This is a genomic window from Thioalkalivibrio sp. ALJ7 (genome assembly GCF_000376865.1).
In the GTDB taxonomy this organism is placed as follows: Bacteria; Pseudomonadota; Gammaproteobacteria; order Ectothiorhodospirales; family Ectothiorhodospiraceae; genus Thioalkalivibrio.
Map to the genome: position 1 here is coordinate 87,080 of NZ_AQXQ01000011.1, position 26,335 is coordinate 113,414.

Sequence of the window (26,335 nt, forward strand, 5' to 3'; positions counted from 1 at the left end):
GGCGATCGATGGGGATGCTGCGCCAGGCCTGGGGTGACATTGGCGGCCGCTATCGGCGGGTGTTCGCGCGTGCGTGGGCGCGTCGCCGGGAAATGGATCCGCCCCGGCGACAGCCCCACGAGCAGGAGTTCCTGCCCGCGGCGATGTCGCTGCAGGAAACGCCGATCCACCCGCTACCGCGGGTGATCATGGGTGTGATCGTGCTGCTGGCCGTACTCACGGTGATCTGGGCCACGCTCGGGCAGATGGACATCGTTGCGGTCGCGGAGGGCCGCGTGGTGCCCGATGGTCGCACCCAGACCATTCAGGCGACCGAAACCGCCAGCGTGCATGCCATCCACGTTCGTGACGGGCAGCGCGTGCAGGCGGGAGAAATTCTCGTCGAATTGGACCCGACCCTGCCCGGCGCCGATCTGGAACGCCTGGGCGTGGAATATCGGTCCGCGCGTCTGGCGGCCGCCCGGTCGGAAGCCTTTCTGGAGGCCCTCGAGAACGACGCGGGCATCCCGCTCCTGAACACCGACTACCCTGTCCCGGAAGACGCCCGGCAGATCGAGGAGCGCGTGCTGGTCGGGCATGTCCATCACTACCGGGCACGCATCCAGCAACTGAATGCGGAAACCGCACGCCGCGAACAGGAGATGGCCGCCACGCGGGCGATGGTAATCAGCCTGGAAAACACCATCCCGATTATCCGACGCCGCAGCGAAGATCTGCGGCAGTTGTCCGATCAGGGCATGGCCGCCGCGCACGAGCAGCTGGAGCTGGAACAGAACTACATTGAGACGACGCACCAGCTTGCCGCCCAGCGGGCCCGTCTCGCCGAGGCCGAAGCGGCAATGCATGAGGTCCGGGAGCAGCGAAAGGCCCAGCAGGCGGAGAGCCGCCGCAAGGCGCTGGATACCCTGCACCGGGCGCGCTCGGATGCCGAATCCCTGCGCCAGGAACTGATCAAGGCCCGCCGTCTGGATGACCTGACACGCTTGCGCGCCCCCGTGGATGGAACCGTGGAACAACTGGCCGTGCATACGGTGGGTGGTGTCGTCGAGCCCGCCAGTCCGCTCATGGTCGTGGTCCCCGAGGATGGCGCAGTGGAAGTCGAGGCTACCCTGCCCAACAAGGATATCGGGTTCGTGCGGGCCGGCCAGGAGGCCGAGGTGAAACTGCAGACCTTCCCCTACACCCGCTACGGCACGATCGATGGCGTGGTCACGGACGTATCGCAGGACGCGGTACAGGATGAACACCAGGGCCTCGTGTTCGTGGTGCGTGTGCGTCTGGAAAAGGACACCGTGGACGTTCATGGCGAGGGCGTGCGCATCGCCCCGGGGATGATGGCGACCGTCGAGATCAAGACCGGCTACCGCCGGATCATCGAGTATTTCCTGGCACCGCTGCTGCGCGCCGCACGCGAAAGCCTGAACGAGCGCTAGTGCCCCAGGCTTTCATTACACGGCCGTGTGGCAGGCCGCCGCCAGCGCGCGCAGGCGGCGGCGTTGCATCTTGAGGCGGTATTCCAGTTCTTTGAATTGGGTACGCAGTTCGGTGCGCACCCAGCGATCGTTCACGGCCTCGCGCCCGGCCCGCATCTTGCGCGCCTGCACCTCCTGCCATTGGGTCACGGTGTCGCGAAAGCGCTGATATTCCCTTTCGACGGTCGAGCGCCAGGTCTCGTGCATCTGCTCGGCCTCGCCCGCGCTTAGCAGGCGGCGGAACTCGGTGTGCAGTCGCGCGCGCAGGATTTTGAAGCGCGGCGTCCAGCGCCGGTCATGTACCAGCCCCAGCCAGGCGCACAGGTTGATCAGCCACTTCGACGGGTCGTACTGCCACCAGCGGGCCCCGTTGCGGTAGTCCGCCTGAAAAGCGTGGTGAAAGTTGTGGTACCCCTCGCCCCAGGTGAGCAATGCGACCAGGCCGTTGTCTACCGCGGTGTTTTCGTCACTGTAGGGACGCAGGCCCCACCAGTGCGCCAGGGAGTTGATAAAGAAGGTGAAGTGGTGGCTGAGGGCGAGGCGAAGAACACCTGCCAGCAACAGCATGCCGACCACATCCCCGAGTATCAGCCCGAGAAGGAGCGGCAGGCCCAGGTTCAGTGACCACACCAGGGTCCAGTAGTGGCGGTGTTGCCACATCACCACCGGGTCCTTTGTCAGGTCCTTCACCCGTGAATAGTCGGCCTCGCTGGTGGGCCAGTTGCGCAGCATCCAGCCTATGTGGGCGTGCCAGAAGCTTCGCTTGATGGAGTGCGGGTCGCGCTCTACATCATCTACATAGCGATGATGGACGCGGTGACGGGCGCTCCAGTTGTAGATGCTGTTCTGGAGCGCCATGGCTCCGCAAAGCGCCAGGATCACGCGCAAGGGTCCCCGAGCCTTGAAGCTGCGATGCGCCCAGAGCCGGTGATACCCGACCGTGATACCCAGTCCACTCAGCACCATGAAGAGCCCGAAGAACAGCCAGGCAGCACTGCTGAAGCCCTGGGTGAGACCCCACCAGGGTACCAGCGTGATCGCGGCCAGGTTGGTCAGTACAAAGAATATGGCGGTCGACCAGACAATGGGAGGGGAGTGTTCGTACATAGGGAACCCTGTTGGCGGACGGGATGAGCATAGAGGCTCATCCACTCATACAAGCTCCGACCGCCGCCGTGCCAAAAAATGCGCAACATTGGGAAAGATTCATCCCGTTGCCCCTTGGGTTCGCGCCCTTTTTTAACGGCCGATGATCGCTCTGTATGATGGACGCCGCATAAACCGCGGTGCGGCGCGCTACTCAGCATGCCCGTACCGACCTCAATCGCACCACGCTGAATACGACAACAAAGGGAGCCACTGATGGGGTTGGGTGTAGGATTCGTGGTGCTCGCCGCGCTCTTCTGGGGCTTGTCGGGTGGGATCGGCGGTATCTTGATGGCCGAAGGCTGGGATGCCTTTGTGGTCTCGTTCTATCGGGGTGCGATTGGCCTTTTGTTTGTGCTCGCGTGGCTCGCCTGGCGGCCGGGTGGTAGCGGGTTCGGGAATCCAAGGCTGTGGTTCTGGTCGGCCGTCGCCGGCCTTGGCGTGGCGGGTAACTTTGCGTTCTATTTCGTAAGTATCGCGAATGGAAGCGTAGCGGTTGCGGCCACGCTGATGTACACCGCGCCCGTATTTGTCTACATCGTCTCCTTCGCCCTGAAACTGGAAACCCCCACCACACTCAAGTTGGTCGCGATCGCGGTGGTCATGGTCGGCATCGTGATGCTTACCCAGATCTACGACACGGGCGCGGGCGGCGTCACACTCATTGGTGCTGGTGCGGGCATCCTGGCCGGAGTGTCTTACGCGCTGTTCATATTCGGCTTCAAATACGCTGGTTCGCATGGCAGTCCGCAGGCGATCCTCTCGATCGCATTCGGAGTGCTTGTCATTCTGCTGATGCTGCCGGGCGACAACACCCAGATGGTGGCGGTACTCACCACCACGGACTGGCCGTTATTTGCAGCGCTTGGTGTGTTCGGGGCGGGCCTGTCGTTTGCGCTCTACATCAACGGCCTCAAGTACACCGCACCCGCTGTGGCCTCCATCGTCGCGATGATTGAGCCGGTCACGGCCACGCTGTTCGGCGTCGTCGTGCTGCATGAAAGCCTGGCTCTCGTGCAGGTCCTCGGCATGGCCCTGATTCTTGTCACGGTCACCGCGCTTAGCGTCTTCTCTCGCGCCACGCCGCCGGCGTTGGTCAAGGATTCAGAACGGGACTCGGAGGCGTAGTGGGCGCTGGCTGCAAATGCGCCGACCGGTGGCCATAAGCCGCTCGGATACGAGCCATGGTGATCGCCCTCCTGACTGACATCGCAGGCGTACCGCGCCCTGTGGGCTGAGTGGATGGTTCGCTGCTGGCCAGCAGCGTCGGCGCGCGGCCGCGGATCACGGGCGGACCCATGACGAGCCATAGATTACAGGCTCGCGACGATCATACGCAGCCACCACGCATGGTATCGAAAGACGGTGGCCACGGCAGGGCCTAGCAGGGGCTGCGACCGGGGGCGGCGCTTGGCTGCGGTTTCGGACCCATCGCGCTATCGTTGTGGACGACGCGTCCCCCGATGACCGCAAGGTACATACCCGATGCTTGAGTACATCGTGTTGTTCGCCGCTGCGTTTGCGGCTGCGGCCCTTTCCGGTGCCGCCGGGTTCGGGGGTGCGCTACTGCTCCTGCCCCTGCTGGTCGCAACCGTTGGCGTGACACAGGCTGTCCCCCTGCTGACCATCGCACAATTGGTGGGCAACCTCTCCCGGGTGGGCTTCGGCTTCAGCCAGATCCACTGGAAACCCGTCGGGCTTTTCCTGTTGGGGGCGGTACCGCTCAGTATCCTGGGCGCCCTGTCATTCGTTCAATTGCCGCGGGAGCTGGTCACCCGGGCGATTGGCGCCGCCATCCTGCTGTTCGTCGCACTGAAGGTTTTCGGCATCGTGAAGTTCAGGGGCGGCCCGGTGCTTCTGGTGGTCGGCGGCGGGGTCGTCGGGTTCCTGTCGGGGCTGGTGGGCAGTGCCGGGCCGCTCGGCGCGGCCATCTTCCTCTCCCTCGGTCTGCCCCCGGTGGCCTATATCGCCAGCGAGGCGATGACCGCGCTGGTGATGCATGGTGTGAAGACCGTAGTTTATCAGCAGTACATCACGCTGGACCGGGCATTCTGGCTTCTTGCCGCATTGCTGAGTGTCGCGATGATCCTGGGTACCTGGGTGTCCAAACGGGTCATCGAACGCCTGCCTCGGGAGCTGTTCCAGCGCATCGTGGGCGTCTTGCTGGTGGTCATCGCCGGGTACATGCTGATCCATGGCTAGCACCGGGCCCTACCAGAAGTCGCCCGACCCCAGGTACACAATCCGGCAAGGGCCCGCTCAGTCGCGGGGCGGGTGATCCACGGGGAAGTCGAACCTGGTCTCGGGGAAGGGTTCGTTGGCCAGCGTGAAGTGCCTCCACTCCTGGGCGTAGGGCTCGAAGCCCGCTTCCACCATCAGGCGCTGCAGCAGGACGCGGTTCGCGCGCTGCTGTGGTGTGGCGTCGGCCGCGTCTGGCCAGGAGCGGGGGCTGAAGCGGTCGAACCCGGTCCCCATGTCCAGCTCGCTGCCGGTTTCGCGACCAACGAGGGTGACATCGACCGTGGAGCCGCGCGAATGGGTGGACTGCTCCGCGATATAGCCGCGCTCGAACAGCTCGTCCTTGGGCACGTTCGGGTAATAGCGCTCCTGCATCTCCGTTGCGTCCGGATCCGCCGCCCAGCGCGAATGGGTGAAAAGGGACTCCCATTACCCGTGTTTGCCGGGAACGATCCCGCTACGCAGGCGTACCGCGCCCTGTGGGATGAGATCGTGAAGACGGTCAATATCTCGTAACGTTTGGGCGGATTGCGTCACCCCCTTGGGCATCAGGGTTCGTCTTCTCGAAACGTTAGGCGAGGGCGACCGCAATCAATGTTTGTTCCCTCCGCAGGCTTGGCCCAAGGGATGTCTCAAGCCAAGATGGTGATGCCCGCCGATCTTTGGAGTCCACGTTGATGCAAGTTGCCGTATTCAGTACGCAGGCCCATGACCGAGAATTTTTGGCTCCGGCCTTTCAGGAGGCGGGTTTCGAGGCCCGGTTCATCGAGGACAAGCTCGATATGGAAAGTGTGGCCCAGGCCGAGGGCGCGGGGGCGGTATGTGCGTTCGTCAATGATGATCTCGGTGCGCCGGTGCTGGATCGCCTTTCGGAGTACGGAATCCGTGCGATCGCCCTGCGTTGCGCCGGTTGCGACAACCTGGATCGTGAGCATGCCCGAAGCCTGGGCATGCAGTGCGCGCGGGTGCCTGCCTACTCCCCGAATGCGGTTGCCGAACATGCGCTGGCGTTGCTGCTGGCGCTCAACCGCCATATCCCGCAGGCCTGGGCGCGCGTCCGGCAGGGCAATTTCGGCCTGACGGGACTGGTGGGCTTTGATCTGGCGCAGTGCACGGTCGGGGTGATTGGGACCGGCAACATCGGCGCCGCCTTCGCCCGGGCTATGCAGGGGATCGGGTCGCGTGTGCTCGCGTACGACCCGTATCCCAATGCCGAATTGCAGGCGGCGGGGGTCGAATACCGCGAGCTGGAGGATCTGCTGGCAGTCTCTCAGGTGGTGAGTCTGCACTGCCCGTTGACGCCCGAGACCCGCTACCTGATGGACGCGGAACGCATCGCCCGCCTGCCACGGGGGGCCATCCTGATCAATGCCGGTCGCGGGAAGTTGTTGGATACCGACGCTGCCGAGGCGGCGCTGATCTCGGGCCAGTTAGGCGGGTTGGGGCTCGATGTTTACGAGGACGAGGCGGGTCTGTTCTTCTACGACTGGTCGGCGGATGGGCTGCCTGATGAACGTCTGGCGCGCCTAATGCAGCGCGACGATGTGCTGGTCACCGGCCACCAGGCCTTTTTGACTCGCGAGGCCCTGAGCAGCATCGCGCAACAGACCACCGACAATCTGCGTGCCATGCTTGAAGACCCGACGGCGGGCGCGATGCTCGACGGCCGGATCGTGTAGCAACTCGTCATCACGAGAAGCGCAGCGACGTGGTGATCTCCAAGCCGCGGGTCCCGGCCCGTGGGTTGCCACAACGTGTCTTCGATGACGAGCCGCTCTCGTGCCTCCCCGCCCTGTACCAAGCCCTACAGCAAGAGCTGATACCCGGCGCCGAGGGCGGCGCATACAAGAATTAGAGGGATGATGCCGACCCGGAAACGGGCCAGGGCAACAAATGCGGCAATCCCCAGCAGGGCGGAGAACCACTCGAAGGCGCCGTCAAAGCCGGCGGGCCAGAGGACGTGCCAGGTGAAGAACACGGCCAGGTTCACAATCACGCCGACGACAGCCGCGGTAATCCCGGTCAATGGGCCGGTGAAGTGCAGATCGCCCCGGGTCCGTTCGACCAGCGGCGCGCCGATCAGGATGAACAGGAACGACGGCAGGAAGGTGAAGAAAGTCGCGACCAGCGCCCCGAGCAGCGCGGCCAGAAATACCTGATCTGGGCCGAGAAAGGCCTGTGTCCAGCCGCCGATGAAGCCGACGAACGTGACGACCATGATCAGGGGCCCCGGCGTGGCCTCGCCCAGGGCCAGGCCGTCGATCATCTGGGTCGGGCTCAGCCAGCCATAGGTCTCCACCCCACCCTGATACACATAGGGCAGCACCGCGTACGCGCCGCCAAAGGTGACCAGCGCGGTCTGGGTAAAAAACTGGCCCATGCGGGTCAGCGTGGCGTCCCAGCCGAACACCGCGAGCAACGCGCCGAATACGGCGGCCCACAGGCCCAGGCCCACCACCAGAAATCGTACGACTCGCAGCCAGCGAAACTGCATCCAGGGGGCGGGCGGCGTGTCGTCGTCCACCACCGCCGGGCCGCGGGTCTCGTGGGCGCCGTCACCGTGGGATTCGCCGCCACGAAAGCGCTCCGGCCACACACGGCTGCCCAGCCAGCCGAGGATGCCGGCCGCGATGATGATGTACGGGAACGGGATATTGAGCGCGAAGATGGCCAGGAAGGCCGCGATCGCCATCAACCACAGCAGGCCATTGTTGAGTACCCGTCCGCCGATGCGCCAGCCGGCGTACACGATGATCGCGACCACCGCCGGCTTGATGCCATAGAACACGGCCTCCACCGCCGGTACATCGCCAAAGGCCAGATAGACCCAGGACAGCCCGGTGATCAGGAGCAGCGACGGCAGGATGAACAGTAAGCCTGCCATCAGCCCGCCAAAGGTGCCGTGCAGCAGCCAGCCGAGATAGGTGGCGAGTTGTTGGGCCTCCGGTCCGGGCAGCACCATTGCGTAGTTGAGCGCGTGCAGGAAACGCTTCTCCGAGACCCAGCGGCGGCGCTCCACGAACTCGTCGTGCATCATGCCGATCTGTCCGGCCGCGCCCCCGAAGCTGATAAACCCGAGTTTCAGCCAGTAGCGAAAGGCTTCGCCGCGTGTCGGCGCCGGGGGCCGTTCGGCGGAGCTTGGTTGTGGCTCATGGGGCTCGGTCATTGGATTCTTTCGCTGAGGGTGAGCGGTGCGAGCCCGTCACCATTAAAAAGGCCCGGCGCCTTGCGGGGCCGGGCCGGAGACTGCAGAGGGCGCTGGATCAGCCCTCGTTGTGGTAGCCGGTAATGCGCTCCACTTCATTCTTCGCGCCCAGGATCACCGGCACGCGCTGGTGGATGCCCTCGGGGCTGATGTCTATGATGCGCTGGCGGCCGGTGGTGGCGGCGCCGCCGGCCTGCTCAATGATGAAGCTCATCGGGTTGGCCTCGTACATCAGACGCAGCTTGCCGGCCGTGCCCTTGGCCTGCATCTTGGTGTCCATCGGATACAGGAACACGCCGCCGCGCGACAGGATGCGGTGCACTTCGGCCACCATGGAGGCGACCCAGCGCATGTTGAAGTCCTTGCCGCGTTCCCCTTCCTTGCCGGCCAGACATTCGTCGATGTAGCGCTTGACCGGGGCCTCCCAGAAGCGGCTGTTGGACATGTTGATCGCGAATTCCTGGGTGTCTTCCGGGATTTGCACGCTGTCCTTGGTCAGCAGGAACTCACCGAAGTCCTTGTCCAGGGTGAACATCTTCACGCCCTGGCCGGTGGTCATCACCATCATGGTGGACGGGCCGTACAGGCAGTAGCCGGCGGCAACCTGCTTGGTGCCCGGCTGCAGGAAGTCCTCGGTCTTGGGATCGGTGACGCCTTCCGGGGCCTTCAGGATGGAAAAGATGGTGCCGACGGAGACATTCACGTCGATGTTGGAGGAACCGTCCAGCGGGTCGAACAGGACCAGGTAGTGGCCGCGCGGCTCGTTGGCCGGCATCTCGCAGATCTCGTCCATCTCTTCGGAGGCGAGGCCGGCGGCATGGCCGTTGTGGCTCAGGCTCTCGATGAACACCTCGTTGGTGATGATGTCGAGCTTCTTCTGCGTCTCGCCCTGCACGTTCTCGGAGCCGGCGGAGCCGAGCACGCCGACCAGATCACCCTTGTCGACGAGGTTGGAGATCTTCTTGCAGGCCACGGAGATATCGTTCAGCAGACCGGTAAATTCGCCGGTCGCGCCCTGGATGCCGCGCTGGGTTTCGATGATGCAGTTGGTCAGAGTGGTACCGATATGCATGATGCAATCCTGATGCTGTTGTGAATGAGGGCGACGCCGCGCGCTTGGGGTGCACAGGCACCTTGACGGGGCGAGCAGCCCCGGCGCGTCGGGTGTCAAAGGCGGCATAGTGTAGCAAAAGCACCCGGAGAGGCCGATCCGCCGCATTCGTCCGCCTGGCATTGAACCTGCAGGGCATCCGGGATGAAACTGAAAAAGGAGGGTTCGCATGCCGCAGAACGCGTTATATGCCCAGTCCGGTGGAGTAACCGCCGTCATCAACGCCAGCGCCTGGGGCGTGATTGAGGCGGTGCGGGGCCACCCGGCCCACTTTGGCAAAATCTATGCGGCGCGTGATGGGATCCTCGGCGTACTGCGCGAAGAGATTATCGATCTCGACCAGGAAGACCCGCTAACCCTGGCCGCGCTGCGCCATACGCCGGGCGGGGCCTTCGGCTCCTGCCGCTTCGATCTGGGCGACCCGGACAAGGATCCGGAGCAATACGAGCGCCTGGTGGAGGTCTTCCGTGCCCACGACATCGGTACGTTTTTCTACAACGGCGGCGGTGGTTCCATGGATACCGCGCTGAAGATCGCCAAGATGGGTGATCGCATGGGCTTCCCGATCAAGGCGATCGGTGTTCCCAAGACCATCGATAACGACTTGGCGGTGACCGATTCCAGCCCCGGATTCGGCTCCGCCGCCAAGTTCATCGCCACGGCCGTGCGTGAGGCCAGCCTTGACGTGGAGTCCATGCACACCAGCTCCACGAAGGTCTTCGTGATGGAGGTGATGGGTCGGCATGCCGGATGGCTTGCAGCCGCCGCGGCTCTGGCCCAGGAGTTCGACGGCCAGCCGCCGATGCTGATCCTGTTTGCCGAGATTCCGTTCGACCAGGATGACTTCCTCGAGCACCTGAACCGCACCATCGAGCGCCATGGCTACTGTGTGGTGGTGGTCTCGGAAGGGCTCAAGAACCCGGATGGCGGTCTGTTCTCGGTGGCCCAGGACCATGACGTCTATGCCTACACTCAGCTTGGCGGAGCGGCGCCGCGTCTGGCCGAGCTGATCCGCGAAAAGACTGGGCACAAGCTGCATTGGGCGGTAGTGGACTACATCCAGCGTGCCTCGCGGCACATCGCCTCGAAGGTGGACGTCGAGCAGGCCTACGGGTGCGGTCGTGCGGCCGTGGAGGGCGTCGTCGCCGGCGAGGATGCCTTCATGCCGATTATTCGGCGCGACTCGGATGACCCCTATCGTTGGAGTATCGGCTTTACGCCGCTGGAAACCGTGGCGGATATCGAGCAGGGCATGCCGCGCAGGTTCATCACCCCGGATGGCTACGGCATTACCCAGGTCGCGCGTGGTTATCTGCGTCCGCTGATCCAAGGCGAGGATGCGCCGCCGTTCGAGCGCGGACTCCCCTGCTACCCGCGCATTCGGGGCGAGCTCCTGCCGAAGAAATGCCCGCCGTTCGAGGTTAAGACAGAATGATCGTCGAGCGAAAGCGTTAGGTGCTGCAGCAGCCGCCACCGTCCTTTTGAATGGGCGGGCAGGGGACGGTGCCGTAGGAACAGAACACGCAGCAGTCCCCGGGCAGCGGTTTCAGCAGCGACCCGCAGCCCGAGCACTCGTAAAACCACTGGCAGGCGTCGGTGGGCATCGATTCCGACTTCTGGTGCCCGCATTCCGGGCAGGTCAGGATTGAATTCAGCTGGGTTTCGTTCATTTCCGTTTCAGTTCGGTTTGGGAGAATGGGCCTATAACCGCCTGGTGGCGTGGCCAAAAAAACCGCGTCAGATACCCGGAAACGGCACGAATTCCACCAGTTTGCGTCCAACAAATGACGAGCCCGCGCAAGACGGGCCCAGAATCCACTACTGGATGGAGGACATCATGCAATCGCGAATCCTGAATCGCACCCTCGCCTTGACCGCTGCCAGCGTCCTGGCCGCGGCTTTCGTGGCCCCCGGTCAGGTCGCTGCCCAGGGAGCCTATTTTGCCCCTGCGGATGGCTCGCCGGACGAGGTGACCTTTGAATACCGCATGCGCGAGTACGGCTGTGCCAACGTGCGCGGCCAGTGGCGGGCGACCAACAATACCGACGACTGGCTGGAAGTGAGGGTGACCAAGATCGCCTACAACTGTCCCGGCGATCTGGAGGACGACGTCCGTACCTCCACTCGAGTTTGGCGCACCCTCGGCCCTGGTGAAACGCAAGAACGGACCCGCGACGACTCGGTCTGTGGTGGGGCCTGGGCACGTGGAGTCGAGGTCCAGGAGTACGAAGTGAATGTGATCGACCCGCCGGACGAAAGCTAGTCTTGTGACCAAGCGCAAACGGGGCGGGGTTCCGCCCCTCCTAGGGAGACGCTGATTGAATCGCACGTCCGCGTTGGTGCCCCCTGTTTTCCGAGACAAGGCGCGTCGTGTAGCGGGTAGTGGTTCTACCCGCCCGTTTCTGATGGATTCGGGGCGCAACGCAGGATCGGGGAACAGGGGGCACCAACCCGACAAGTGATTGAAAGAGCGGGCTCGGCCGCCCGTTGTTGATCAAAAACGGGCGCGCGCACAGCGTTGCGGTTCCCTTGTGCAGAATGACTGCACGGCAGTCACCGCGCCTTGTTCGCACGCAAAAGCGACTCGAGCGCGGACGTGCGATTCAATCAGCGTCTCCCTAGCGTGACGCCGGCCGCGATTTTGTTGTCGCGGCCGGTTTTTTTGTCGCCCTGGCGCGCTACACTTTGAGCTGTCATTCACCGCGTTCCAGGAGCCTTCTAATGCGCATTGTTTTGTCCCGTCGAGTCCTCTCTGCACCTGCGGCCTTCCTGGTCGCGTTGGCCCTGACCCTGCTGCCCGCGACGCCCGCATTCGCCGAAGTCGGCATGCTGGACACCGGGAGCATGATCCAGCAGGCCAGCGCGGACGATACCCGCGCCCAGCTATTGGAGCAGCTCAATGACGCCGAGGTCCGCGCCAAGCTGGTCGAGATGGGCGTGGATCCCGAGCGCGCGGAGCAGCGCATTGCACGGCTGACCCCTGACGAGCTCGCCCGACTCGAGGCCCACATGGAGACTGATCCGGCCGGTGCTGCTGGCAGCGTTCTCGGTGTGGTCGCCATCGTGTTTGTGGTGTTCGTGATCCTGGACGCGGTGGGCGTGACCGACATCTTCTCGTTCGTGGGCCCGGCCCGCGCGAATCGCTAGCCCGACGATGACCTCGATCCAACCACGGCGAGCCCCCGGGCTCGCCGTTCTTGTTATGGGCTTGGTCCTGGTCACTCTCGTGGTAAGCGGGTGCGCCACGGCACCGCAAAGCGCGGGCCTGGCGAGCGAACGCCCGGCGGATCTGCCGACGCGTGTCGAGCTGACGGACACGCCCTTCTTTCCCCAGGACGACTATCAGTGTGGCCCCGCCGCCCTGGCCACGGCCCTGAATGCCCGCGGTATCGACGCCGAGCTGGAGGACTTGATCGACGAGGTCTATATCCCCGCCCGCCAGGGCAGCCTGCAGGCGGAAATGCGCGCGGCGGTGCGCGCACGTGACCAGGTCGCCTACCGGATCGAGCCCCAGATGGAGACCATCCTGCGCGAGGTCGCGGCCGGTAATCCGGTGGTGGTGTTCCAGAATCTCGGGGTCGCCCTGATCCCGGAATGGCACTTCGCGGTGGTGATCGGCTATGACCTGGAGGACCAGGAGCTCTTCCTCCGCAGCGGGCCCATCCAGCGCCACGTGAATTCCTTCGCGCGCTTCGAGCGCACCTGGGCGCGGGGTGAACGCTGGGCCTTTCTGGTGATGGCGCCGGATACCCTGCCGGCCACTGCGACCCCTTTGCGCTGGCTGCGGGCGGTCAACGAGCTGGAGCAGACAGGCCGTCTCGGGGCCGCCGCCACGGGCTACGAAACCGCGATGGAGCGCTGGCCGGACGAACCGATCCCCTATGTGGGCCGCGCCAATGTCGCGTTTGCTCAGGGCGATCTGTCCACGGCGGAGGATGCCCTGCGTGCGCTCGTCGAGCGCGATCCCGCCCGGCACGAAGGCTGGAACAACCTGGCGCATGTACTGGTCGCCCGCGAGTGTGGCGAGCAGGCGCGGGAGGCCGCGAGTTGTGCGGCGGCGCTGGCGGAGCCGGATGCCTACGCCCGCACCCTTGGGCTTGCGGCAGAGGCGCCGGATGGCGGGAGCGAGTGCCGCGCCCTGCCCCCTTGTGCCGCACCCCTCGGGGCACGTGCAGATTAATCAGGATCTGCCGGCGCGGCGATGGAATCCTTAGTCCTCGCGAGTCACGCGGCGGCGCGGCGATCCGCCCGGCATCTCGCTGGAATCTCCCGAGATTGCCGCGCTGCGCTCGTCTTGACCGTTCCCACAAAACGCCGCCAGGGTGATGGTCAGGCCTTGCGTTTTTCCAGGGTCTGTTCGGCGTGTTTCAGCACCAGCCCCAGGTTCTGTTTTTCGACGTCGGTGACCTGTGGGTCGTTCTTGACGGCCTGCCGCAGGTGTTCGACCAGCTGCGCCAGCTCGTCGCGCGAGATCTGGTGAAAATTGAAGCCGCCGCCGTAGCGGGTCTCCAGTTGATCCCAGTAGTCGGCAAGCGGGGGGCGGTAGTCGTCAGTCATCGGGCAATCCTTGGTTCGGGCAGCGGGCGTGGGACGTATTTTGTCTGCTCGCGGTGCTTGGGGTCTAATGGGGGTTTCCCCGGCCGGCCTTTCGTCCATGTCCGTAACTGCCATTTACCCCGGTACCTTCGATCCGATCACCCACGGCCACACCGATATCGTGCGGCGGGCCGCGCGGTTGTTTGATCGGGTGGTAGTCGCGGTGGCGGCCAATCCCAACAAGGGGCCGGCCTTTCCGCTGGAGACCCGCGTCGCCCTGGTCAAGGAGGCGGTGGGTGACATCCCCGGCGTGGAGGTGCAGGGCTTCGACGTGCTGCTCGCCCACTTCGTGCATCAGCAGCAGGCCAATGTCATTCTACGTGGGCTGCGTGCGGTGTCGGACTTCGAGCACGAATTCCAGCTGGCGGCGATGAACCGGCAGCTGGCCCCAGAGGTCGAAACCTTGTTCTTGACCCCGGCGGAGGAATACAGCTTTGTCTCCTCCAGTCTGGTACGGGAAATCGCCCGCTTGGGCGGGGACGTCTCAAAATTCGTAAGCCCCGGCGTGGCGCGGATGCTGGCTGGTCACAACGGTGACGAAGCCTGACCCTGCCGGGCTTTCGCCACTGACTCGACGAGGAATGCCCCATGGCCCTGATGATCACCGATGAATGCATCAACTGCGATGTCTGCGAGCCCGAGTGCCCGAACGAGGCCATCTACCCGGGGGACGAGATTTACGAGATCGATCCGAACCTGTGCACCGAGTGCGTAGGGCACTTCGACGAGCCGCAATGCCAGGACGTCTGCCCAGTGGACTGCATCCCGCTGGATCCGGATCGCAAGGAGACCCGCGAACAGCTGCAGGCCAAATACGAAGCCTTGATGGCGGCCAAGTAAGCCGCGCTATGCGTTGGCATCGTCCCCTGCTGGTTGCGGCTACTCTGGTCGCGTTTTTCCTGGCGGCCCCGCTGGCGCTGGCGGGGCCTGGGCAGCATGCGGTGGCGACGGCTCACCCGGCTGCAACGGCGGCGGGGGAGCGCGTGCTGCGGGACGGCGGGAATGCCTTTGATGCCGCCGTCGCCATTACCGCCGCGCTGGGCGTGGCCGAGCCCTACGGCTCCGGTCTGGGTGGCGGCGGTTTCTTCCTGCTGCATGAGGCGGACTCCGGCCGCAGCATCATGGTCGATGCCCGCGAAACGGCCCCTGCCGAGGCGGACCGCGACATGTACCTGGACGCGGACGGCGACGTGATCGACGGGCTGTCGCTGGATGGCGTGCTGGCGGCCGGGATCCCCGGTATGCCGGCGGGGCTGGATCACATCGCTGGGGCCTACGGGCGGCTGTCACTGGCGGACAGTCTGGCACCGGCGATTGAGCTCGCCGAAGACGGAGTGGTGGTCAGCGGGCGCTATCTGCAGATGGCGGGCTTTCGCCACCAGGCCCTGCGGGACGGCGCGGCCGCCCGGGATGTGTTTCTGGTGGATGGCAGCCTCCCGGACGAAGGCGCCACGCTGCGCCAGCCCGATCTGGCCGCCACGTTGCGGCTCCTGGCCGACCGGGGGCGGGATGGTTTTTACCAGGGAGACCTGGCACAGACCCTGGTAGAGGGCGTGCGCAAGGCCGGCGGCATATGGACGCTGGACGACCTGGCGGGCTACGAGGTGGTCGAGCGCGAACCCGTGCGTCTCGCCTATCGCGATGCCGAGATCACCACGGCCTCCCCGCCGTCTTCCGGTGGGGTCGCGATTGGCCAGATCCTGAACATCCTCGCGTTCTATGACCTTGAAGCCCTGGCGCCGGACATGCGTGCGCACCTGATCATCGAGGCGATGCGTCGGGCGTATCGTGATCGCGCCGAGTACCTGGGCGACCCGGATCACGTCGACATGCCGCTGGACCGTTTGCTGTCGGAGGACTATGCGGCCGGCCTGCGCGCAACGATCCATCCCGACACCGCCACGCCGAGCCGCTTTCTGCCCTTGTCGGTGGAGCCGCAGGCCGACCTCCCGGACGTCATGGATACCGAGAGCCGCCAGACCACCCACTTCTCGGTGATGGATGCCGATGGCAACCGGGTGGCGGCGACCCTGACGCTGAACTACCCGTTCGGGTCTGGCTACATGGTCCCCGGCACCGGCGTACTCCTGAACAACGAAATGGACGACTTCTCGGCCAAGCCGGGCGAGCCGAATGCCTATGGCCTGGTCGGGTTCGAGGCGAATGCCATCGCCCCGCAGCGGCGCCCGCTGTCGAGCATGAGCCCAACCTTCGTCGAGACTGGGGATCGCGTCGCGATCCTCGGCACCCCGGGTGGCAGTCGCATCATCACCATGGTGCTGCACGGTGTGCTCGGCATCATCGAGGGGGATTCCGTCAGTGACGTGGTCGCGGCCCCGCGTTATCACCACCAGTACCTGCCGGACCGGGTGGAACACGAGACCGGGGCCTTCGATGCCGAACTCCGCGGCCAGCTCGTCTCGCGTGGCCATCAGCTGTTACCCCAGGTGCGCCCGTTCGGCGATATGCACGCCATCCTGTGGGAGCGTTCCGCCGACCGTCTGGAGGCCGCCTCCGATCCGCGGGGCGAGGGCGAGGCGCGCGTCTTCCAGCTGCAGTAATCGAAGCCCTTCGGGTACCCGTCATTGCGAGCGCAGAGCGGCAATCGTTGAGCCAGTCTCGAGCAGGTCGCCATGTCGTTGCGCGACTCGCGATGACGGGCTGGATCTGGGCACTGAACGAAGAATCGGACGTTCGCCAGTGGTGGGATTTGTCTGAAAGTCATCCACGCAAAAAGCCGCGCCCCGGTACCGGGGCGCGGCTTTGCGATTCACTGCCAACCGGGCCGGCTGGGCCAGCCCGCAAGCCTGGGGCTTAGCCCTGGGCCAGGTCGCGGATGCGGGCGTTCAGGCGGCTCTTGTGGCGAGCCGCCTTGTTCTTGTGCACCAGGCCCTTGCTGACGGTCTTGTCGATCACCGGCACCGCCTGCTTGTAGGCCTCGGCCGCGGCCTGGGCATCGCCCTTGTGCAGCGGCTTGAGCACGGCCTTCATGGCCGAACGGAAACGGGAGCGCAGCGCCATGTTGTGGGCGCGGTTCTTGACCGCCTGACGGGCCCGCTTACGGGCAGAAGCAATATTTGCCAAAGTACTTCCCTCGCGTTGAATCGCTAGGTTCCGGAAAAGGCGGCGAGCATACCGAAAATGCAGATGCCGGGTCAACCAGAACGATCGTGCTGTTGAGGATGGTGTCGGCCCGCAGAAGCGTCTACTGTGTAAGAAAAAGGCCACGAAAAGGAGCGCGCCATGTTTTCTGTCTCCCTGCAACAGCCCCGCACTCACGCCACCGGGATTGGAGTTGGCATGCTGTTGACCGCATTGCTGATTGCCAGTCTGGCGTTCATGCCGCAGGCCAAGGCGTTCGAGCCAGAAGCCAAGGTCGTCTACCACGCGGACTTTGCTGATCCACGTCGGTTCTCCGCGATGCTGACCAGCATCAACAACATGATGACGTACTACCAGGATGAGTTCATGGATGTGGACGTGCGCATCGTGTTCGTGGCCCACGGCATCCGCTTCCTGACCGACGACAACCTGGCCGATACCCCGTTCGAGGCCGATGAGGAGCTGAAGGAAGAGCGCGAGACCCTGCGCGGTCGGCTGATGAGTCTGGCCTCCACGCATGGTGTGCAGCTGGAATTGTGCGAGATCACTCGCTCACAGATCGGGCTTGACGAAGACCTGATCTATGATCACGTGAACTTCGTGCCCTCCGGTGTGGTGCGCGTCGCGGAGCTGCAGAACGAGGAAGGCTTCGCCTACATCAAGATCGAGTGATCGTTACGCGTGCTCGTGAACACAAGCCCCGCTTCGGCGGGGCTTTTTTGTGTCACCACGAAGCACACGAAGACACGAAGGGGGTCAAGGGCGTTTGCATCACAGAGGGAATAGAGGACACGGAGAAACTCCGCGAAGAGGGGCAGGATGTGACGAGCGCAGCGCATCACATCTTGTCGCTATTGAGGACGTCATCGCGAGGAGCGAGGCGACGTGGTGATCGGGTTGGGATCCCCTCCAGTGCTACCCAAAAGATTGCCGCGCTGCGCTCACAATGCCAGCCCTATCAATCCAGCCCTTCTCTTCTTACCTCCCCACCTTCCTGTAAATCGCCCTGGCCTTCTCCGTGCCCTCTGTGTTCTCCGTGGTCAAAAAAGCCTAGCCCAGGACTTCCAGCTTGGCGAAGCCGAGGACCAGCCACTTGGAGCCGGCGTGGGCAAAGTTCACCTGGACGCGGGCTGAGTTGCCGGAGCCCTCGAACTGGGTGATCAGGCCCTCGCCGAATTTCGCGTGGTGGACGCGGGCCCCGATGGCGAGCCCGGCAGCGCTTGCTTCGTGGGCCTGCGCATCCATAGTGCCGAAACCCTCGGCGGCTTTGCGCCGGCTGGCGGCGAAGCGCCCGGCGCCATACGGGGAGGCCTGCGGGCGTAGCACCTCCAGGGCGCCTTCCGGGATCTCGTTGATAAAGCGCGAGGCGACGTTGTAGGACTCGCGGCCGTACAGGCGCCGGGTCTCGGCGTGGATCAGGTACAGCTCCTTCTCCGCGCGGGTCATGCCGACGTAGGCCAGGCGGCGTTCCTCTTCCAGGCGCCCGGGCTCTTCCAGTGAGCGGGCGTTGGGGAACAGGCCTTCTTCCATCCCGGTGAGGAATACCAACGGGAACTCCAGGCCCTTGGCCGAATGCAGGGTCATCATTTGCACCGCGTCCTCATGCGGGTCGGCCGCGCCCTCGCCGGCTTCCAGCGCGGCGTGGGCGAGGAACTCGGTCAGCCGATTGCCCTCGCCTTCCTCGCTCTCGGCGGTGGACTCCATGTCGAAGGCGCGCGCGGCGCCCACCAGTTCGTCCAGGTTCTCCAGACGTGCCTCGCCGCGCTCGCCCTTCTCTTTCTTGTAGTGCTCGCGCAGCTCAGCGCGGGCGATCGCCTGTTCCACCTGGTCGGCCAGTGGCTGGCGCGGGAGCTCCTGCTGCAGGGTGCGCACCAGCTGCACGAACCCGGCGACCGCGTTGCGGGCGCGGCCCGGCAGGGCGTCGGCATCCACAGCCTGCGTCGCAGCCTGCAGCAGGCTGGTATCGGCGGCCTGTGCGGCCTGACGCAAGCCCTCCAGGGTCTTCTCGCCAATCCCGCGCGGCGGTTGGTTGACCACACGCAGGAAGGCGGCGTCGTCATCGCCGTTGCCGGCCAGGCGCAGGTAGGCCAGGGCGTCACGGATCTCCTGGCGTTCGAAGAAGCGCAGGCCGCCATAGACGCGATAGGGCATGCGGCGGGCGATGAAGGTCTCTTCCAGCACGCGCGACTGGGCGTTGGAGCGGTAGAGGACCGCGCACTCGCGGTACAGCCCGCCCTGGTCCACGTGGCGGGCGATGGTCTCGGCGATGAAGCGTGCCTCTTCCTGCTCGTTCAGCGCGGTGTACAGCCGTACCGGTTCGCCTTCCTTGTCCTCGGTCCACAGCTCCTTGCCCAGGCGTCCGGAGTTGTGCCGGATCAGGGCATTGGCGGCGTTCAGGATATTGGCACTGGAGCGATAGTTCTGTTCCAGACGCACCACCTGGGTGCCGGGGTAGTCCTTCTGGAAGTGCTGGATGTTCTCGATCTTCGCGCCGCGCCAGCCATAGATCGACTGGTCGTCGTCGCCGACTGCGAACACCGGGCTGTCGCCGGCCAGCAATCGCAGCCAGGCGTACTGGATGTCGTTGGTGTCCTGGAACTCGTCGACCAGCACATGGCGAAAGCGCGTGCGGTAGTGCTCCAGCAGGGCCTTGTTGTCGCGCAACAACTCCAGCGAGCGCAGCATCAGCTCGGCGAAGTCCACTACCCCGGCGCGCTCGCAGGCCTGCTGGTAGGTGGTGTAGATGCGCACCCACTGGCGCGCCACCGGATCGCCGGTATCCGGCAGGTGTTCCGGGCGCGAACCCTCGTCCTTGCGCGCGTTGATGTACCACTGCGCCTGCTTCGGCGGCCAGCGCGCCTCGTCCAGCTCCAGGCCGCGCAGCACGCGCTTGACCATGCGCAGCTGATCGTCGGAGTCGAGGATCTGGAAACTCTGCGGCAGTTTCGCCTCCTGCCAGTGCTGGCGCAGCAGCCGGTGCGCCAGCCCATGGAAGGTGCCAACCCACAGGCCTGTGGCCGGATGTCCCAGCAGGGTCTCGATCCGCCCGCGCATCTCGGCCGCCGCCTTGTTGGTAAAGGTAACCGCCAGCAGGCTGTGCGGGGCCACGCCTTCCACGCCGATCAGCCAGGCAATGCGGTGCACCAGTACGCGGGTCTTGCCGGAGCCGGCTCCGGCCAGGACCAGTACCGGTTGCGGTGGGGCGGCCACGGCCTCGCGCTGGGCCGGGTTCAGGGAATCGAGCAGGGGGGAGACATCCATGCGCGAATGGTAGGGAAACCCGGCCGGAATCGCACGTTCGGCACGCGGGCCGTGTGCCTTCGGCAGGGCAAACGCGCTACTCTCGGAGACAGACTTCTTTCGACACGCAGGAACCTCACGTGTCGATCAGGTCCCAAGGGTAGGCGCATCAGGAATGGGAAGACCGCGAATGAACGAGATGCCATCCCGGCACCGGCTGGACAGCCCCGTTTCCGGCCAGGAACTGCACCCGGACAACCTCGCCTTCGCCGAGGGGCTGCTGGAAAGCTACCGCGAAGACCCCGATTCGGTTCCGCCGGCCTGGGCCGATTACTTTCGGTCCCTGGAGGGTGCGGCACGTCCGGAGCGTCGCCGCCGCTCCACCGATCGGCCGGATCTCGCCCACGAGCAACTGCAGATCCGCGTCCTGCAGTTCATTAATGCGTACCGTTATCTCGGCCACTTTGGTGCCCGCCTGGATCCGCTGGAGCGCGAGTCCCCGGAGCCGCCGCGGGAACTAAGCCGCGAGCACCACGGGCTGGATCAGGTGGGGCCGGATGTCACGTTCGATCCCGGTTCGCTGTTTATCGATGGCCGGGTGTCTCTGGATACCATCGAGCGGGTCTTGAAGGAGACCTACTGCGCCAGCATCGGCGCGGAATATATGCACATCATGGCCACCGACGAGAAGCGCTGGCTGCAGGAGCGTCTGGAGTCGGCGCACGGCCAGTTCGGTTTTGACGGTGATACCCGCCTGGCCATCCTTGAGCGCCTGACGGCCGCCGAGGGTCTGGAGCGCTATCTGCACCGGCGCTACGTCGGGCAGAAGCGTTTTTCCCTGGAGGGTGCGGAGAGCCTGATCCCGCTGTTGAATGCCCTGGTCCAGCGCGGTGGCGCGCGCGGGTTGCAGGAGCTGGTGGTGGGCATGGCGCACCGCGGGCGCCTGAACGTGCTGGTCAACCTGTTCGGCAAGTCTCCGGAGGAGTTGGCCAACGAGTTCGAGGGCCGGCCGCGCGACGACCGCGGCACCGGGGATGTGAAATACCACATGGGCTTTTCCTCGGACCTCGAGACCCCCGGTGGGGCGGTCCATCTGGCCCTGGCGTTCAATCCCTCGCACCTGGAGATCGTGACCCCGGTGGTCGAGGGCTCGGTGCGCGCCCGCCAGGTGCGCGTGGGCGACCGCAAGGGCAATCGGGTGATGCCCGTGGTGATCCATGGCGACGCCGCCTTTGCCGGGCAGGGCGTGGTCATGGAAACCCTGAACATGTCCCAGACCCGGGGCTTCTCCACCAAGGGCACCGTGCACGTGGTGGTAAACAATCAGATTGGCTTTACAACATCGACGCTGAAGGATGCGCGTTCGACGCATTATTCGACCGATGTCGCCAAAATGGTGAATGCACCCATTCTGCACGTGAATGGCGACGACCCCGAGGCGGTGGTGTTCGTGACCCAGATCGCGCTCGATTACCGCATGCGCTTCGGCAAGGATGTGGTGATCGATCTCGTCTGCTATCGCCGCCAGGGCCATAACGAGGCGGATGAACCAGCGGCGACCCAGCCGCGCATGTACCACCGTATCCGCGAACTGCCGACGACCCGTGAGCGCTATGCCAAGCGCCTGATCCGTGATGGCCTGACCACCGAGGATGCGCAGGAACAGGCCGTGGAGGACTATCGCGGTCGCCTGGACGCGGGTCAGCCGGTGGCACTGTCCCTGCTGCGCGAGCGCAACGGCCATGCCAGCTCCTCGACCAATTGGGGCCCCTACGTGAATCAAACCTGGGACCAGGACGTGGATACCGGTGCCCCCGCCGACCGCCTGGCGCGCACCCTGGAACAGCTTTCGACGTCCCCGGAGGGTTTTCGTCCGAATGACCGGGTGCAGAAGATCCTGGAGGCGCGCGTGGCCATGGCGCGCGGCGAGCAGCCGCTGGACTGGGGCGCCGCCGAGACCCTCGCCTATGGCGCGCTGATCCAGGATGGCTACCGCATTCGCCTGTCCGGGCAGGACTCCAGCCGTGGCACCTTCTTCCATCGCCATGCCGTGCTGCATGATCAGGAGACCGGCAAGGCGATCGTCCCGCTGCGCCGCCTGGACCCGGATCATCCGCGTTTCCTGGTGATCGATTCGCTGCTCTCCGAGGAGGGTGTGCTGGCCTTCGAATACGGCTACGCGACGGCGGCGCCCGAGGCCCTGGTGATCTGGGAGGCGCAATTCGGCGACTTCGTGAACGGCGCCCAGGTGGTAATCGACCAGTTCATCTCCTCCGGCGAGCAGAAATGGGGGCGTCTGTCCGGGCTGACCCTGTTGCTGCCCCATGGCTACGAGGGCCAGGGACCGGAACACTCTTCGGCGCGCCCGGAGCGCTTCCTGCAACTGGCTGCGCAGGAGAACATGCAAGTCTGCGTGCCCACCACACCGGCGCAGATGTTCCACCTGCTGCGCCGGCAGATGTTGCGCCCCTACCGCAAGCCACTGATCGTGATGACCCCCAAGAGCCTGCTCAGGCACAAGGATGCGGTGTCTGGTCTCGATGCGCTGGCCAGCGGGCAGTACCAGACGGTGATCGACGACGCCGGTGTCGAGGACCCCGGCAAGATCAAACGCGTGCTGATGACCAGTGGCCGGATCTTTTATGATCTGGCCGCCCGCCAGTCCGAGGGTGAACACACCGATACCGCGATCCTGCGCCTGGAGCAGTGCTACCCCTTCCCCGAAGAGCGTATGACCACGCTGCTCGGTCGCTACCCGGAGGCGGACGAATTCGTCTGGGTCCAGGACGAGCCGGAGAACCAGGGCTATCTGGAGTTTGTCGCCCCGCGCATTAACCCGTTGCTGGCGGTGCGTGGCCAGACCCTGCACGCGGTCGCTCGGCCCCCGGCCGCCGCACCGGCCGTTGGTTATCCCGAGGTGCACAAGGCGCAGCTGAAGGATTTGCTCGAGCGCGCGTTTGGCCCGATCAGTTCGCGTGACACCCCGCACCCCACACCCTGAACATTCGACACTGAAGCACAGCACAAGGAAGCGAGATGGCATCCGATCGCACCCCGATCCAGGTCCCGGAACTCCCCGAATCGGTCGCCGACGCGACCGTGATTGCCCTGCACAAGAAGGCCGGTGATTCCGTCAAGCGCGATGAGCTCATCGCGGAGCTCGAGACCGACAAGGTGGTTCTCGAGGTCTCGGCGCCCAGCGCGGGCACCCTGGTCGAACTTTCCGCCAGCGAGGGTGACGTCGTGAAGGCCGATGCGATCCTCGGCTACCTGGGGCCGGCCGAAGCAACCCCAGCGGACGCCGACGACGAGGAGACCACCGACGAGACCTCGCCTGTGAAGGCATCGACGCCCGCCGCGACCTCGAAGTCCGAGACCGCGACGGATGGGGGTGAGCCGGAATCAGCTGGCAGTCCGCCCCCGCCATCGCCGTCCATCCGCCGTCTGCTACAGGAGGCCGGGCTGCGGGCCGAGGAGGTCGAGGGCACGGGCGAGGATGGGCGCATCCAGCGCGAGGACGTGGAGCGCGCCCGAAGTCAGCGTTCAGGTGACGGCGGGGAGCCGAGGGCGCCTGCTTCGAGGGAGGGCCCGCGGCCCGAGCCGCGTCCAGCCGTGTCGGGTGAGCATGCCGGGGGCATCGAACGCGTGCCGATGACACGGCTGCGCGCCCGCATCGCCGAGCGCCTGCTGGAGGCCAAGCAGTCCACCGCGATGCTGACCACCTTCAACGAGATCGACATGTCCGCGGCGATGGCCCTGCGCGGTCGTTACAAGGAGAGCTTCGAGAAGCGCCACTCCATCAAGCTCGGTTTCATGGGCCTCTTTGTGGCCGCGGCCAGCCGGGCGCTGGAGCGCTTCCCGGTGGTGAACGCCGCCCTGGATGGCGAGGAGATCGTCTATCACCACTACAGCGATATTGGGATTGCGGTGTCGTCCTCGCGCGGGCTGGTGGTGCCGGTGCTGCGTGATACCGGCAACGCCTCGATCGCGGAGATCGAGCGGCGCATACGCGACTTCGCCGAGCGCGCACGTGACGGCAAGCTGGATATCGACGAGCTGCGCGGCGGCACCTTCACCATCACCAACGGCGGTGTGTTCGGCTCGCTGTTCTCGACGCCCATCCTGAACCCGCCGCAAAGCGCGATCCTGGGCATGCACGCGATCAAGGAGCGCCCGGTCGCGGTGGATGGCGAAGTGGTAATCCGGCCGATGATGTACGTGGCCCTGTCCTATGATCACCGGCTGGTCGACGGCGCCGATGCGGTGCAGTTCCTGGTCGCCATCAAGGACGCCATCGAAGACCCCGCCCGTCTGCTCCTCGACGTCTGAATTCGGCTCAGACCCGGCCGCTGGCTACGACTGAAGCCGGTCGCCGATGACGAGTCAATCAGTCATCCGTTGCCGGGCGACGGCGCGGGCCGGGGCGCAGGCTGAACAGGAGCACGCCGGCGCCAATCAGGGCGAGCGGCCAGACTGGCCAGGCGAGGCCCTGCCAGGCGGCGACCTCGAGTTGCGTGGCTAGCCCTGCCAGGGCCAGCAGGGCGACGCCGGCCCAGCCTTCGTTGCGGCGTCGGGACTGGCGCCGCAGCCCGTTCTCCAGCTCGAGGATCTGGTGGCGCAGGGCGGCGTCGCGCTCGGCGCGCTGTTCCTCGACCGTCAGGGCCTTTTCCAGATGCATGGGTAGTTCCGGCAACTGCGCTAGCAGGCGTGGCAGGTGCTGTTGCGCATTGCGGATGAAGGCGCGCACGCCCATGCGCTCGTGCATCCAGTCCTCGATGAACGGCTTGGCGGTGGTCCACAGATCCAGCTGCGGGTAGAGCTGGCGGCCCAGGCCCTCGATGTTCAGCAGGGTCTTCTGCAACAACACCAGCTGCGGCTGGACCTCCATGTTGAAGCGCCGCGCGGTCTGGAACAGGCGCAGCAGGACCTGGCCGAAGGAGATCTCGTCCAGTGGGCGCTGGAAGATCGGCTCGCAGACGGTGCGGATGGCCGCCTCGAACTCGTCCACGCGGGTGTCCTTCGGCACCCAGCCGGACTCCACGTGCAGCTCGGCCACGCGGCGGTAGTCGCGGTTAAAGAAGGCGTGGAAGTTCTCCGCCAGATAGCGCTGGTCGGAGTCCAGCAGCGAACCGACGATGCCGAAGTCCACTGCCAGGTAGGTCGGGTCGTCCGGATGGGTGGCATCCACAAAGATGTTGCCCGGGTGCATGTCGGCGTGGAAGAAGTTGTGCTGGAACACCTGGGTGAAGAAGATCTCCACCCCGCGCTCAGCCAGCAGCTTCAGGTCTACGTTGCGCTCGCGCAGCGCGGCGATATCGGCGACGGGTATACCGCCGATTCGCTCCATCACCAGCACGCTGCGGCGGGTGTAGTCCCAGATGATCTCCGGGATGTACAGCAGGTGGCTGTCCTCGAAGTTGCGGTGGATCGCGGCGGCGTTGGCACCCTCGCGGATCAGGTCCAGTTCGTCGGTGACGGTCTTTTCGTATTCGTCCACCACCTCGCGCGGACGCAGGCGCTTGGCCTCGGACCAGTAGCGATCGGCGAGGTCCGCGATCAGGTGCATGACCTCGAGATCCGCACGGATGGTCTTGAGGATGCCGGGGCGCACCACCTTGACCACGACCTCGCGTCCATCCTGCAGCGTGGCCGCGTGCACCTGGGCGATGGAGGCGGAGGCGATCGGCGTGTCCTCGAACGCGGCAAAGGCGATGCTGATGGGGCGTTCGAGCTCGGCTTCGATCAGTGCCCGGGCCTGGTCGCTGGGGAAGGGCGGGACGCGGTCCTGCAGGCGCGCCAGTTCGATCGCGATGTCGTCCGGGAGCAGGTCACGGCGAGTGGAGAGCATCTGCCCGAACTTGATGAAGATCGGCCCCAGGTCCTCCAATGCCCGACGGATGCGCTCCCCGCGCGTGCCCTCGGTGCGGCGGAACCAGTTCCAGGGGGCGAGATAGAGCAGGAAGCTAAGCGGGCGCAGCGGCTTCAGCGTGAACAGGATGACATCGAGGCGATAGCGCACCAGGACCCGCGCGATGGTCCACAGCCGCAGCCCCCGGTACAGCGCGCGGCGCATCAGGCCTGCCGGTCGTCGGTATCGGAGGCGGTGCTGGCCTCCAGGGAAACACTGATCCATGTACACGCTCGCGCTCGAGTCGCTTTTGCGTGCGAACAAGGCGCGGCGACTGCCGTGCAGTCATTCTGCACAAGGGAGCCGCAACGCCGTGC

General features: G+C 65.2%; 22 protein-coding genes and 1 pseudogene. 14 read left to right on the plus strand and 9 right to left on the minus strand.

Annotated features, from left to right (window positions below; all coding sequences use genetic code 11):
- The first annotated feature begins 8 nt into the window (after positions 1-8).
- Positions 9-1,433: an HlyD family type I secretion periplasmic adaptor subunit gene (locus D002_RS0106755; protein WP_018141154.1), complete on the plus strand. Its 1,425-nt coding sequence runs from the start codon at positions 9-11 to the stop codon at positions 1,431-1,433.
- Between the two features lie 15 nt (positions 1,434-1,448).
- On the opposite strand, the gene D002_RS0106760 is transcribed toward D002_RS0106755, so the two are convergent.
- Positions 1,449-2,579, minus strand: coding sequence for an acyl-CoA desaturase (locus D002_RS0106760; RefSeq protein WP_018141155.1), 1,131 nt, complete (start codon positions 2,577-2,579; stop codon positions 1,449-1,451).
- A gap of 255 nt (positions 2,580-2,834) precedes the next feature.
- Here D002_RS0106760 and D002_RS0106765 point away from each other — a divergent pair, with 255 nt between their 5' ends.
- A complete protein-coding gene (locus D002_RS0106765) occupies positions 2,835-3,746 on the plus strand; it encodes a DMT family transporter (protein ID WP_018141156.1) in 912 nt (303 codons plus the stop codon).
- A 357-nt stretch (positions 3,747-4,103) separates the two neighbouring features.
- Positions 4,104-4,820 carry a sulfite exporter TauE/SafE family protein gene (locus tag D002_RS0106770; RefSeq protein ID WP_018141157.1) on the plus strand — a complete coding sequence of 239 codons (717 nt, stop codon included), beginning with the start codon at positions 4,104-4,106 and terminating at the stop codon, positions 4,818-4,820.
- 57 nt (positions 4,821-4,877) lie between these two features.
- Here D002_RS0106770 and D002_RS13105 read toward each other — a convergent pair.
- A pseudogene (locus tag D002_RS13105) lies at positions 4,878-5,261 on the minus strand (M15 family metallopeptidase); the annotation flags it as partial.
- Positions 5,262-5,533: 272 nt separating this feature from the next.
- Between D002_RS13105 and D002_RS0106785 the strand changes: the two are divergent.
- The gene (locus D002_RS0106785) at positions 5,534-6,535 is read left to right on the plus strand and encodes a 2-hydroxyacid dehydrogenase (protein ID WP_018141160.1); all 1,002 of its coding nucleotides are present in this window, start codon (positions 5,534-5,536) and stop codon (positions 6,533-6,535) included.
- 125 nt (positions 6,536-6,660) lie between these two features.
- Here the strand turns inward: D002_RS0106785 and chrA are convergent, their stop codons facing one another.
- Both chrA and D002_RS0106795 read right to left on the minus strand, forming a co-directional pair.
- Positions 6,661-8,022 carry a chromate efflux transporter gene (gene chrA / locus D002_RS0106790; RefSeq protein WP_018141161.1) on the minus strand — a complete coding sequence of 454 codons (1,362 nt, stop codon included), beginning with the start codon at positions 8,020-8,022 and terminating at the stop codon, positions 6,661-6,663.
- A gap of 97 nt (positions 8,023-8,119) precedes the next feature.
- Complete coding sequence (locus D002_RS0106795; RefSeq protein ID WP_018141162.1) at positions 8,120-9,133, minus strand: class 1 fructose-bisphosphatase; 1,014 nt, start codon at positions 9,131-9,133, stop codon at positions 8,120-8,122.
- A gap of 208 nt (positions 9,134-9,341) precedes the next feature.
- Here D002_RS0106795 and D002_RS0106800 point away from each other — a divergent pair, with 208 nt between their 5' ends.
- Complete coding sequence (locus D002_RS0106800; RefSeq protein ID WP_018141163.1) at positions 9,342-10,607, plus strand: 6-phosphofructokinase; 1,266 nt, start codon at positions 9,342-9,344, stop codon at positions 10,605-10,607.
- Between the two features lie 16 nt (positions 10,608-10,623).
- On the opposite strand, the gene D002_RS0106805 is transcribed toward D002_RS0106800, so the two are convergent.
- The gene (locus tag D002_RS0106805) at positions 10,624-10,842 is read right to left on the minus strand and encodes a GDCCVxC domain-containing (seleno)protein (RefSeq protein WP_018141164.1); all 219 of its coding nucleotides are present in this window, start codon (positions 10,840-10,842) and stop codon (positions 10,624-10,626) included.
- Positions 10,843-10,997: 155 nt separating this feature from the next.
- Here D002_RS0106805 and D002_RS0106810 point away from each other — a divergent pair, with 155 nt between their 5' ends.
- The 3 genes from D002_RS0106810 (at position 10,998) to D002_RS0106820 (ending at position 13,352) form a co-directional block, all read left to right on the plus strand.
- Positions 10,998-11,435 carry a hypothetical protein gene (locus D002_RS0106810; RefSeq protein WP_018141165.1) on the plus strand — a complete coding sequence of 146 codons (438 nt, stop codon included), beginning with the start codon at positions 10,998-11,000 and terminating at the stop codon, positions 11,433-11,435.
- 458 nt (positions 11,436-11,893) lie between these two features.
- Positions 11,894-12,319: a PA2779 family protein gene (locus tag D002_RS0106815; protein WP_018141166.1), complete on the plus strand. Its 426-nt coding sequence runs from the start codon at positions 11,894-11,896 to the stop codon at positions 12,317-12,319.
- A 7-nt stretch (positions 12,320-12,326) separates the two neighbouring features.
- Positions 12,327-13,352, plus strand: a complete 1,026-nt coding sequence (locus tag D002_RS0106820; protein ID WP_369772009.1) for a PA2778 family cysteine peptidase — start codon at positions 12,327-12,329, stop codon at positions 13,350-13,352.
- A gap of 149 nt (positions 13,353-13,501) precedes the next feature.
- Here the strand turns inward: D002_RS0106820 and D002_RS0106825 are convergent, their stop codons facing one another.
- Positions 13,502-13,729 (minus strand): hypothetical protein, encoded by a 228-nt coding sequence (locus D002_RS0106825; RefSeq protein ID WP_018141168.1) that lies wholly within the window; start codon positions 13,727-13,729, stop codon positions 13,502-13,504.
- A 97-nt stretch (positions 13,730-13,826) separates the two neighbouring features.
- On the opposite strand from D002_RS0106825, the gene coaD reads away from it, so the two are divergent.
- From coaD to ggt, 3 genes are read left to right on the plus strand one after another with little or no spacing between them, the layout of a single operon-like run.
- Positions 13,827-14,315, plus strand: coding sequence for a pantetheine-phosphate adenylyltransferase (coaD, locus tag D002_RS0106830; protein ID WP_018141169.1), 489 nt, complete (start codon positions 13,827-13,829; stop codon positions 14,313-14,315).
- 41 nt (positions 14,316-14,356) lie between these two features.
- Complete coding sequence (locus tag D002_RS0106835) at positions 14,357-14,608, plus strand: YfhL family 4Fe-4S dicluster ferredoxin (RefSeq protein ID WP_018141170.1); 252 nt, start codon at positions 14,357-14,359, stop codon at positions 14,606-14,608.
- A gap of 8 nt (positions 14,609-14,616) precedes the next feature.
- Positions 14,617-16,329, plus strand: a complete 1,713-nt coding sequence (gene ggt, locus D002_RS0106840; RefSeq protein ID WP_018141171.1) for a gamma-glutamyltransferase — start codon at positions 14,617-14,619, stop codon at positions 16,327-16,329.
- A 253-nt stretch (positions 16,330-16,582) separates the two neighbouring features.
- Here the strand turns inward: ggt and rpsT are convergent, their stop codons facing one another.
- Positions 16,583-16,852, minus strand: coding sequence for a 30S ribosomal protein S20 (gene rpsT, locus D002_RS0106845; protein ID WP_018141172.1), 270 nt, complete (start codon positions 16,850-16,852; stop codon positions 16,583-16,585).
- 216 nt (positions 16,853-17,068) lie between these two features.
- Here rpsT and D002_RS0106850 point away from each other — a divergent pair, with 216 nt between their 5' ends.
- Complete coding sequence (locus D002_RS0106850) at positions 17,069-17,542, plus strand: DsrE family protein (protein WP_369772031.1); 474 nt, start codon at positions 17,069-17,071, stop codon at positions 17,540-17,542.
- Positions 17,543-17,920: 378 nt separating this feature from the next.
- Here D002_RS0106850 and uvrD read toward each other — a convergent pair whose 3' ends face one another.
- Positions 17,921-20,131 (minus strand): DNA helicase II, encoded by a 2,211-nt coding sequence (gene uvrD, locus D002_RS0106855; RefSeq protein ID WP_018141174.1) that lies wholly within the window; start codon positions 20,129-20,131, stop codon positions 17,921-17,923.
- A 169-nt stretch (positions 20,132-20,300) separates the two neighbouring features.
- Between uvrD and D002_RS0106860 the strand changes: the two genes are divergently transcribed.
- On the plus strand, positions 20,301-23,111 hold the full coding sequence (locus D002_RS0106860) for a 2-oxoglutarate dehydrogenase E1 component (protein WP_018141175.1): 2,811 nt from the start codon (positions 20,301-20,303) through the stop codon (positions 23,109-23,111).
- Between the two features lie 35 nt (positions 23,112-23,146).
- Entirely contained in the window at positions 23,147-24,439 is a 1,293-nt protein-coding gene (gene odhB, locus D002_RS0106865) for a 2-oxoglutarate dehydrogenase complex dihydrolipoyllysine-residue succinyltransferase (RefSeq protein ID WP_018141176.1), read from the plus strand.
- 58 nt (positions 24,440-24,497) lie between these two features.
- Here odhB and ubiB read toward each other — a convergent pair whose 3' ends face one another.
- On the minus strand, positions 24,498-26,183 hold the full coding sequence (gene ubiB, locus D002_RS0106870; RefSeq protein WP_018141177.1) for a ubiquinone biosynthesis regulatory protein kinase UbiB: 1,686 nt from the start codon (positions 26,181-26,183) through the stop codon (positions 24,498-24,500).
- Positions 26,184-26,335: the final 152 nt, after the last annotated feature.

Bases quoted from the DNA above. Each gene is read 5' to 3' on its own strand.
- chrA (WP_018141161.1), bottom strand. From the start codon at position 8,022: ATGACCGAGCCCCATGAGCCACAACCAAGCTCCGCCGAACGGCCCCCG.
- D002_RS0106770 (WP_018141157.1), top strand. From the start codon at position 4,104: ATGCTTGAGTACATCGTGTTGTTCGCCGCTGCGTTTGCGGCTGCGGCC.
- D002_RS0106805 (WP_018141164.1), bottom strand. From the start codon at position 10,842: ATGAACGAAACCCAGCTGAATTCAATCCTGACCTGCCCGGAATGCGGG.
- D002_RS0106815 (WP_018141166.1), top strand. From the start codon at position 11,894: ATGCGCATTGTTTTGTCCCGTCGAGTCCTCTCTGCACCTGCGGCCTTC.
- ubiB (WP_018141177.1), bottom strand. From the start codon at position 26,183: ATGCGCCGCGCGCTGTACCGGGGGCTGCGGCTGTGGACCATCGCGCGG.
- D002_RS0106795 (WP_018141162.1), bottom strand. From the start codon at position 9,133: ATGCATATCGGTACCACTCTGACCAACTGCATCATCGAAACCCAGCGC.
- odhB (WP_018141176.1), top strand. From the start codon at position 23,147: ATGGCATCCGATCGCACCCCGATCCAGGTCCCGGAACTCCCCGAATCG.
- D002_RS0106760 (WP_018141155.1), bottom strand. From the start codon at position 2,579: ATGTACGAACACTCCCCTCCCATTGTCTGGTCGACCGCCATATTCTTT.
- D002_RS0106785 (WP_018141160.1), top strand. From the start codon at position 5,534: ATGCAAGTTGCCGTATTCAGTACGCAGGCCCATGACCGAGAATTTTTG.
- D002_RS0106765 (WP_018141156.1), top strand. From the start codon at position 2,835: ATGGGGTTGGGTGTAGGATTCGTGGTGCTCGCCGCGCTCTTCTGGGGC.
- coaD (WP_018141169.1), top strand. From the start codon at position 13,827: ATGTCCGTAACTGCCATTTACCCCGGTACCTTCGATCCGATCACCCAC.
- D002_RS0106835 (WP_018141170.1), top strand. From the start codon at position 14,357: ATGGCCCTGATGATCACCGATGAATGCATCAACTGCGATGTCTGCGAG.
- D002_RS0106820 (WP_369772009.1), top strand. From the start codon at position 12,327: ATGACCTCGATCCAACCACGGCGAGCCCCCGGGCTCGCCGTTCTTGTT.
- D002_RS0106755 (WP_018141154.1), top strand. From the start codon at position 9: ATGGGGATGCTGCGCCAGGCCTGGGGTGACATTGGCGGCCGCTATCGG.
- D002_RS0106810 (WP_018141165.1), top strand. From the start codon at position 10,998: ATGGAGGACATCATGCAATCGCGAATCCTGAATCGCACCCTCGCCTTG.
- D002_RS0106860 (WP_018141175.1), top strand. From the start codon at position 20,301: ATGAACGAGATGCCATCCCGGCACCGGCTGGACAGCCCCGTTTCCGGC.
- D002_RS0106800 (WP_018141163.1), top strand. From the start codon at position 9,342: ATGCCGCAGAACGCGTTATATGCCCAGTCCGGTGGAGTAACCGCCGTC.
- ggt (WP_018141171.1), top strand. From the start codon at position 14,617: ATGCGTTGGCATCGTCCCCTGCTGGTTGCGGCTACTCTGGTCGCGTTT.
- D002_RS0106850 (WP_369772031.1), top strand. From the start codon at position 17,069: ATGCTGTTGACCGCATTGCTGATTGCCAGTCTGGCGTTCATGCCGCAG.
- D002_RS0106825 (WP_018141168.1), bottom strand. From the start codon at position 13,729: ATGACTGACGACTACCGCCCCCCGCTTGCCGACTACTGGGATCAACTG.
- uvrD (WP_018141174.1), bottom strand. From the start codon at position 20,131: ATGGATGTCTCCCCCCTGCTCGATTCCCTGAACCCGGCCCAGCGCGAG.